The 7,903-nt window shown below is 52.8% G+C and carries 10 protein-coding genes and 2 pseudogenes; 7 read left to right on the forward strand and 5 right to left on the reverse strand.

Translation table 11 applies throughout. The features are described from left to right. Window positions 1–646 precede the first annotated feature (646 nt). Entirely contained in the window at window positions 647–1,432 is a 786-nt protein-coding gene (locus QEH53_RS19620) for a hypothetical protein (protein WP_309024924.1), read from the reverse strand. Between the two features lie 148 nt (window positions 1,433–1,580). Beyond that, window positions 1,581–1,715 carry a hypothetical protein gene (locus tag QEH53_RS19625; RefSeq protein ID WP_309024932.1) on the reverse strand — a complete coding sequence of 45 codons (135 nt, stop codon included), beginning with the start codon at window positions 1,713–1,715 and terminating at the stop codon, window positions 1,581–1,583. On the opposite strand from QEH53_RS19625, the pseudogene QEH53_RS19630 reads away from it, so the two are divergent. Both QEH53_RS19630 and QEH53_RS19635 read left to right on the forward strand, forming a co-directional pair. Next, window positions 1,665–2,581, forward strand: a pseudogene (locus QEH53_RS19630) (transposase). The gene QEH53_RS19625 and the pseudogene QEH53_RS19630 sit on opposite strands and share 51 nt — an antisense overlap. Further along, window positions 2,565–2,768, forward strand: coding sequence for a transposase (locus QEH53_RS19635; protein ID WP_309024931.1), 204 nt, complete (start codon window positions 2,565–2,567; stop codon window positions 2,766–2,768). Before QEH53_RS19630 ends, QEH53_RS19635 begins: the two are co-directional and overlap by 17 nt. A 596-nt stretch (window positions 2,769–3,364) precedes the next feature. Here QEH53_RS19635 and QEH53_RS19640 read toward each other — a convergent pair. Continuing rightward, entirely contained in the window at window positions 3,365–3,799 is a 435-nt protein-coding gene (locus QEH53_RS19640; RefSeq protein WP_309024925.1) for a 4'-phosphopantetheinyl transferase superfamily protein, read from the reverse strand. A gap of 451 nt (window positions 3,800–4,250) precedes the next feature. Between QEH53_RS19640 and QEH53_RS19645 the strand changes: the two genes are divergently transcribed. The 5 genes and pseudogenes from QEH53_RS19645 (at window position 4,251) to QEH53_RS19665 (ending at window position 6,605) form a co-directional block, all read left to right on the forward strand. Further along, window positions 4,251–4,397: a hypothetical protein gene (locus tag QEH53_RS19645; protein WP_309024926.1), complete on the forward strand. Its 147-nt coding sequence runs from the start codon at window positions 4,251–4,253 to the stop codon at window positions 4,395–4,397. A 77-nt stretch (window positions 4,398–4,474) separates the two neighbouring features. Then, complete coding sequence (locus QEH53_RS19650) at window positions 4,475–4,666, forward strand: hypothetical protein (RefSeq protein ID WP_309024927.1); 192 nt, start codon at window positions 4,475–4,477, stop codon at window positions 4,664–4,666. Window positions 4,667–4,683: 17 nt separating this feature from the next. Beyond that, the gene (locus tag QEH53_RS19655; protein ID WP_309024928.1) at window positions 4,684–5,010 is read left to right on the forward strand and encodes a hypothetical protein; all 327 of its coding nucleotides are present in this window, start codon (window positions 4,684–4,686) and stop codon (window positions 5,008–5,010) included. Between the two features lie 321 nt (window positions 5,011–5,331). Continuing rightward, window positions 5,332–6,270: pseudogene (locus QEH53_RS19660) on the forward strand (IS66 family transposase). A 71-nt stretch (window positions 6,271–6,341) separates the two neighbouring features. Next, window positions 6,342–6,605: a hypothetical protein gene (locus tag QEH53_RS19665; protein ID WP_309024929.1), complete on the forward strand. Its 264-nt coding sequence runs from the start codon at window positions 6,342–6,344 to the stop codon at window positions 6,603–6,605. 457 nt (window positions 6,606–7,062) lie between these two features. Here the strand turns inward: QEH53_RS19665 and QEH53_RS24480 are convergent, their stop codons facing one another. Both QEH53_RS24480 and QEH53_RS24485 read right to left on the reverse strand, forming a co-directional pair. After that, window positions 7,063–7,449 (reverse strand): transposase, encoded by a 387-nt coding sequence (locus QEH53_RS24480; protein ID WP_369426449.1) that lies wholly within the window; start codon window positions 7,447–7,449, stop codon window positions 7,063–7,065. A gap of 102 nt (window positions 7,450–7,551) precedes the next feature. Continuing rightward, window positions 7,552–7,809, reverse strand: coding sequence for a transposase (locus QEH53_RS24485; protein ID WP_369426450.1), 258 nt, complete (start codon window positions 7,807–7,809; stop codon window positions 7,552–7,554). Window positions 7,810–7,903 lie beyond the last annotated feature (94 nt).

Raw genomic sequence — 7,903 nt, forward strand, 5'->3', positions numbered from 1 at the left:
AAGCAGAGCCTTGAGCGTGGTACGAAACGCTTCAATCCAAAAATTGGAACCGAAGGATCAGTGCCCCAAACAAGTAATTCCAAGCGGACGGATCAGGGCAACAGCTTGAGAATCTGAAGCGAAGACCACAGATAACAACTCATCAGAAAAGTCATCCGCCCTTAGCTACACTTCAACTACGCGGTAAGACAGCAGGCAGAAATCGAGGAAGCCGACGAAGCGAACAATCGAGCCAGGGAAGCGTTTCGGACGACTAGGTCCAGTTTGTGGTCGAACAAAGCGATAACTCATGCCGAGCCTCAAGGAGGACACGAACTTCGCCCACTTTTTTGAAGTAGAACCACCTGCCGATTAGAACCGCATCCCACCTAAGCCAGGACTTCAACGACTAGAGCTCCATTTTTCGAATACACCCAAACTTACAGATTTCGTCCCAATCGTCTCCAAATCCAGCCGGCAAGAACGTCTCCCTTCCGAAAGCAAATGACACACTCTTACACCGCGGAGACGCTTACGAATCTGGAGAAAAGAATCCCAACCTCGAGAAACTCAACGAGTGGCTCTCCTGGCAGCGGTACTGCCACAAGCACGAAACAGCTAGGCTAAGAGCAATCCCTTTGTCCGTCCCAAATCTGAAAGACTACTGCTATTTTTCCGCTGAAACCGCCTCGTCGCGGGTCTGACAATCGCATACCGTCTTCTCAAGTCTCGATTCTCTTTTCATGACCTGTAGTTCGATCCGTTTGCATTCGCTGCGATCCAACATCAAATAGCTTGGGCCTAAATCTGGTTCTTGTTGGCTAATGTCGCCACCGGAATTTGTCCTATCGGTTCTCACCACGATCCGATCACCCAATGCCTTGACCAGGTTGCCTTCAAGGACCGAACCTTCCTTCCCCCAATGCACACGGACCTGCGTTGCGTTGTTCGACTCCAAAATCTTCCGAGCCTCCTTGCTTCCTCCCTCAGCCGCAAGTTTCGATACCGAAACAAAAGCGAGAAGGCACACTGAAGCGACACCAAGTACAAATAACCCATGCCCATCATTGTCCTGAAAATGTCTTTCAGATTTCTCCAAATTATTCTGCCAATACGGATCACGTTGCCGCTTCGGCCGACTTATGAACCAACTACCGAGCCTGTACAAGACCCAATCAAAAGGAAGAGCGATGATCGGCACAAACGCGTCCATAATGACCCAAACAGCAACCAATGCTAGGAGCACAACAGAAAAGATCAAAACTTGCTGCCACGCAGCATACATCACTGCGTAGGGAGTGAATTGATAAAAGCCGATATCCAATCCCAAGGTCTCTGCAAAACTATGCCAGTAAACCATCCCCCAGAAATATGTAATAGCTGCGACGATAGTCACAAACAGTGAGCTAAGCAGGATCTTACTCATCCGATTTTCGTTTTTGTTTTCTTCCATAATGATAACGTCCGAAAGGTTTCTCAAAATAGATCAGGTGCCTTTCCGCCGATGATCCGGGAGGCAGTTAGTGTTCAATCAAATAACCCAGATGGAAGACACCAACGGAAAGAAAGTAGAATAGAAGGTAGCAGCCGAGGGATCGACATCAAGCAGCGAAGTCGTGAAGATCGACTTCGGCAACCTCGAGAAGGATCTCGGAGGCTTCGTTCGAGGGACTGTCGAGGAGGCGATAAACGGACTTCTCGACGCTGAGGCAGAGCAGATCTGCGACGCTAGGCACTACGAGCTAAGCAATGAGCGTTCGGCTCATCGCAACAGTCATTGCGAGCGCAAGCTGCATACGGGAGCTGGCGAAGTGAAACTGAAGGTCCCCAAGCTTCGCGGAGCGAGCTTCGAGGCCCTGATCATCGAACGCTGTCGCAGGCGAGAGTCCAGCGTGAAGGAGTCGCTTGTCGAGGTGTACCTAGCGGGCGTATCCGTTCGACGGATCGAGGACACAACCGAGGCCCTTGGGGGCGCCAGGGAGAGCCTTCGACCGTCAGCGACCTCAAACCAGAAGAGATACGAGTGTATAGAGGCGTTGCGGCAGCCTCCGCTTCGCAGTCGTTACGTCTACGCCTTCATGGACGGGCTTCGGTTGAAACGCTCGCGGGGAGGCGAGATGGAGAACGTGAGCGTGCTTGTTGCCATCGGCGTCAACGAGAATAGCTTCCGCGAGGTGCTCGGCTGCGTCGAGGGGATTAGCGAGTCGAAGGACAGCTGGCTGGATCTGCTCAGAAATCTCTACTCGCGGGGACTCGGGAAGATAGACCTGACGGTCTTCGACAAGTCCAGGAGGGTTGTTGAGGCTTGCCCGAGATCGATCCGGCAAGTAAGGGGCAGAGGTGCCTCCTCCACTTCCATCACAACGTGCTGGCCAAGGTCTCGCACAGCAGGAAGTCTACTGCCGCCGCGATGCTTCTTAAGGCAGTCCACGCTCAGGAGTCCGCCGAGGCGACTACCCGCAAGGCGATTGAGGTCGCCGACGCTCTCGAATCGATGAAGCTGGCTGCCGCAGCTACGGTTTTTCGCGAAGGCATAGTCGGAGAGCGTCACCTACTACCGCTTCCCAAGGAAGCATCATCGCAGCATACAAACAAACAATAAGCTCGAGCGCATAATGATGAAGATAAGGCGGCGAACCCGGGTCGTCGGCTGCGTCCCCGACAGCAAGAGCGCTCTGATGCTGGCTTGCGCCCGATTGCGTTACGTCGCTTCGAAGTCGTGGTCTGACAGTCGAGCCTTCCTAGAAATGAAGTTGCTTGCCGAAGCTTACGAGGAGAGGATCGCCTGAATCGGCGGCGCCTAGGGGGGCTAGTTGAAATTCAGATACCTTTAATCTCAAGATACGAATACTCCACTGCCTAAAGGCTCAGCTACCTTTTTGCGAAAGATTTCGGACTCCAACTAGGAGGCAGGTTTTGTTGAATTCTCAGCAACATAAATATTTAACTGTGAGCTCCCCTAGATCCTAAAATAACTTCGATCACTCGTGGTCAACACAAGCAATGTCGGCTACCACGAATTAGGCACCAAACCCCAGCAACCATTACAACTCGCCCTAACTTCTGCCCAAGTCAGGACACTTCACTTCATAAGCACCTGGTAATATACAAGTTTAGGCCGGCTCATAACCGGAAGGTCCTTGGTTCAGATCCAGCCTCTGCACGCAGGAAAATGCTGCAGTAACTCGCTTATTATTAGCCGCTTCTATGGCAATCAACAGCCTGCGAATACTCTCTAATCTTTTTGGTTCACTAATCGGGATCCAAGAACAATCAGTAAACCTGAAACTTTCTGAGATATAGCCGAGTTTCATGAACAAACGCCCCACTAATCATTGCTCTTTCGAAGACGAACACCACAGTGCTGAACCGATCCGTAGTACGTTTACAATTTGAGATTCGAACAATTCCAATCCAGACAGGTCACCTTTCTTTCTTCCCCTTCATACGCGAGCGAGCCCCGGTACCGTCTGCCAACATCAATCTGCCTCACAGTCCAGTGCGTAGAGGCTTTTTGCTCAGAATTCATCTTTATCACTTGAGATGCCTCACGACCCACAGATATCGAAAACGAATCAAAAGGAATCGAAAGCCCTTCTCCTATTGCCTTTACCAAAGCTTCCTTCCCAGTCCAGCATCTGTAAAAGGAAAGGATTCTATCTTCGGCCGGGGACGCAAGGATCGCACGATACTCACTTTGCGAAAAGAAACGCTCAGCCAAGTCCAAGTATTCGATATCTGCATGCGTTTCTTCAACGTCAATCCCGACATCTACCCCCATCGCAATTGCCATCAACGCCACATTTGAAGAGTGAGACATATTAAACTTCAGTACACATTTGCTCAAATAAGGTTTTCCGAATCGAGTGACACTAAAAGCTATGAGGCTCGGATCACAATGCAAGTACTCGCCAAGCAATTTTCTCAAAATCCCATGAGACAAAACGTACTGCTTACGATCTTTCTCAAACCTAAATTTCTCCGAGCGTCGACGCTCGGAGAACGAAAGTAAACAACTCACTCTTTCATACTCCTCGATAGGAGCGTCAAGTGGGACCTTCCAAACGTGAATCTCGCCATCGAGTATATACATTAAAACGCTTATTGATTAATTCGAAAATCGCTAGCTAACAACCCCGAAAAATTTATTCTCCATTTCCACGAAGTCAATAACGGCTTACGCCATCTGACGAACCGAAGCGATCGCCTTTCTCTTGATTTTCGACTCATCACGCCCGCAGTGAATCAACCTCCTCAAACGCTCCACATTTATGAAGCATAGACTCGATCCTCTCGACGGTGGGCAGACTGCAATTTCGCCGCAGTTCGACCGGATCGTAAGGGGCGTCGCTCTCCACGGCGAAGCGCTTGCGGGGATGGGAAGAAGAGATCTCGCAGCCTCCATCTCGCCGTCGTGATAGACTTCATAGAAGCATCGTCTGGTTTGCGCCCAGCATCCCAGTTGCGCGATCGCCTTGCCTGAGCCTGCGGAGTCGTGGACCGCGTAGCCGTAGCTTTGCAAAAGCCTTTCGAACTTGGAGACGATCGCATGCGCTCCCGCCGCCACGGAGTGGAGCCGACCGCCTGTCTCAAGGATGTTCTTGAAAAGCTGCACGACATGATGGCCAGCGAAGCGGAACAACTCACGCCTTCGAACTGGAAGAAGAGCAAAATCAATACGCACTAGGACGGACGCTTACGAAGATGGTCCACGCGCTCGGAGACGATCAGATAGGCGACCAGACCGGCCAAAGGGATCCCGCCGGAGACAACGCATCCCGGGAGCGGTGCGAGGAAAAGGGCGGCGTCGACGTCGCCCTCTCTCTTGAACTTGGGACGGACGATCAGACGGCGTATCCTCTATTCAGATACGCGATGTCTTCGATAGATGAAGTCCTGGCCGAGAACGCGACGTTTAAGGCGAAGCTGACAAGCAAGGACGAACGCATCGCCGAACTGGAGGCGCAGATCGCATGGTTCCGCCGACAGGTCTTCGCCGGAGGCAAGTCCGAGAAGGCCGACGCCAACTAGCTCGACTTCCTCCTAGGCAAGCTTGAGGAGGCCAAGGCGGCTGAGCCGCAGTCGCAGAAGATATCCTACGAGCGCAGGTCCAAGGCTGCCTGAAAGACTCGCGACGAGCTCTACGGCAACCTTCCCGTCGAGGAGGAAACCGTGATCGAGCCCGAGGAGGTGAAGACGAACCCTTCCGCCTACGAACGCATCGGCGAGGAGGAGACCTTCGAGGTGAAGGTGGATCCGCCACGCTTCTTCCGACGCCGGACCGTCCGACCGAAGTACCGGAAAGTTGGCGACAAGTCCAAGGCTCCCGTCCTCGCCCCGGCTCCGCTGCGCGTGGTCGAAGGCATCGCGTCGCCGGAGCTGCTGGCCTTTATCGTCGTATCCAAATTTACCGACCATTTCCCCTTGTACCGCCAATGCTCGATCTACAAGCGCCACGGCTTCGTGGTCACCCGCCAGAACCTGACACGTTAGGTCGAGAAGGTCGACGAGTGGCTCAAGCCGATCTACAACCACATGCTTCTCGAGCTTCTGGCTGGCGGATACGTCCAGGTCGACGAGACGCCGATAAGGTATTGCGATCCCGACTACGGGGAGAGGAAGACGAGAACCGGCTACCTTTGCGGAGTGACCCGGCCGCTGGGCGACATCTGGTACATACGGAGCGGCTGGCGTTGCCATGCCTCGGTGACATCCCATCTCGAAGGCTTCGCAGGCGTGGCTCAGGCCGGCATGTACGAGGCCTACCCCAAGCTCGCCAAGACCAGCAAGAGGATTGAGCTTACTGGGTGCTGGGCACACGCACGCCGCAGGCTCTTCGAGATAAAGGAACGTTTCCAGCACGAATGCGCCGCCTACCTAAAGCTTGTCGCAAAACACTACGAGGTTGAAAAGGAGATCCGCGAAGGCGGACTCGACGCCGATGCCTCCTTCAGGCTTCGCTAGGCGAAGTCGCTCAACACCCACGCCCGCATTCGCCGGGTATTGGAAATCCTGAGACACGGAAAGCTCCCAGCCAGCGACTACTCGCTCTCGCACTGGAACTACCTCTCGACCTATCTTCAACACGACCATGTCCAGATAGACAACAACTGGATGGAGAACGCCATCCGTCCGACGGCGCTGGGCAAAAAGAACTGCCTCTTTCGTAGGGCATCCCAAGCCGGTGAGCGCGCGGCGATCCTGATCTCCTGCCAACGTCTGGACATCCAGCCGCTGGAATACCTTCGAGACGTCCTGAGCCAGAACACTGGCATCATGTCGGAGCAATAGCTCAGAGCTCTGACCCAGCCAACTGGAAGAAGTCAAGGCAAGCCTAGCGGGTCAATTTCGTACCGCTTACTGTGCTTGAGCGCCTCCTTCTGGCTTCTGGTCAAGGCGAGTTCGACCTCGAACCCGATCTTCTCGAGCTCCAGACGGTGAAGCTGGGAACGCAGATCCTCGTTCTCCCGCTCGAGTTCGCTCGCCTTATCGCCTCTCGTACCTTTCGGTTGGATACGCTATGCGATCCCGGCTCAATGGCCAGTCGAAGCGTGCCGCACTACACTCCCGACTCGTCCACCGAGAGGAACTCTCGCAAGGCCCTCGTGCGATTGGAGAAAAGATAGAGGAATCCGGGCTCTCCTCTGCCGACCTACAAGCTAAGCGTGTTCGCTCCCTTGCACAGATCGACCTCCCCGCCGTAGACTTAGCAACTCACAGCTTCAAATCTAGCCGAACGCTCATCATAACAAGATTAGGCTCGAAATGCTAAACGCGTTAGGACTGACGCTTACTGTAGAAAATCGATAAGATCGCACTAATTTATACTAGATGCCCTAGGGTTTTTCTCAAAAAGTCGTTCCAAATGTTGAGTGTCAAATGCAATATAAAGAATAAGCTCAAGACCATTTTGCAATTCTAGCTCCTAACCCTGATGTTCCCTTAAAAAAACTTCTATGTTACTAGCAATGAGTTCGCAACTCTTTCATATCCCTATAAACATCAACTTATTTCAATTCTCGTATTCCTTATCTATTTAATTAATTGAAAGAGGTTTCTAAGAGGGTGTCCAATAAGTCTGTATTAGGCCGCGTGGACAAAATCGAATTTAATCCAATCCACTAATGCAGCGATGTTTACGAATCCCATATAGGTTTTCTCCAATTTGTCGTAGCGAGTGCCTATTCTCCTGAAACGCTTTATCTTTGCGAAGAAGTTTTCAACGCGATGTCTTGTTTTCCCTACTTCTCGGTTGTAGTCGATTTTCCGCTTGCGGTTGGAGCGAGGAGGTATGACCGCGATGCCGCCGCATCCTTCGACGTAGCAGCGGATCGCGTCGCTATCGTAAGCCTTGTCGGCAAGCAGGAAGCTCCCGTTTACGAGTCCGCGTATGGTATCCACCGCGCTGATACTGTCGTGATCGTTCCCGCAGACCAGCCGCATGCTCAACGGCAGCCCGACCACGTTCACGGCAGCGGATATCTTCGTGTTGCAACCGCCTCTGGTTTTGCCAAGCTTCTGATCCTCAATGGGAAGCGGATGCTTCGAGGCGTCCTAGTGAGCCTTGACGTGCTAGGCGTCGAGCATCACCGCGACGGAGAAGTCGCGGTACCGGTTGGAGATGCGTTCGAGGATCCAAGACCACATTCCGCTTTCGCTCCAACGTCGGAAACTTCTCCAGACGCTGTTGTGCTTGCCGAACCTGCCGGGAAGCTGGTTCCACATCGCACCGGTGCACAGAACCCACCAGATACCGTCGAGAGTACGGTCGATGCTCTTGTGCGGACGACCGCGACGGCCGCTTACTTCTTCGCGGTAAGCGTTGTTAATTTTTGGGGCTGTCCTAGCTAAGGAATGATATTAGGATGGCAGAATGTATATAATAAGCAGTTGACTCAGCCCTCGCAAGCAAGGGGGGCCTGAT

The sequence above is a fragment of the Pelagicoccus sp. SDUM812002 genome (assembly GCF_031127835.1).
GTDB lineage: Bacteria > Verrucomicrobiota > Verrucomicrobiia > Opitutales > Opitutaceae > Pelagicoccus.

Coding starts and splice junctions, on each gene's coding strand:
- QEH53_RS19620 (WP_309024924.1), bottom strand. CDS start 1,432: ATGGAAGAAAACAAAAACGAAAATCGGATGAGTAAGATCCTGCTTAGC.
- QEH53_RS19640 (WP_309024925.1), bottom strand. CDS start 3,799: ATGTCTCACTCTTCAAATGTGGCGTTGATGGCAATTGCGATGGGGGTA.
- QEH53_RS19645 (WP_309024926.1), top strand. CDS start 4,251: ATGAAGCATAGACTCGATCCTCTCGACGGTGGGCAGACTGCAATTTCG.
- QEH53_RS19655 (WP_309024928.1), top strand. CDS start 4,684: ATGGTCCACGCGCTCGGAGACGATCAGATAGGCGACCAGACCGGCCAA.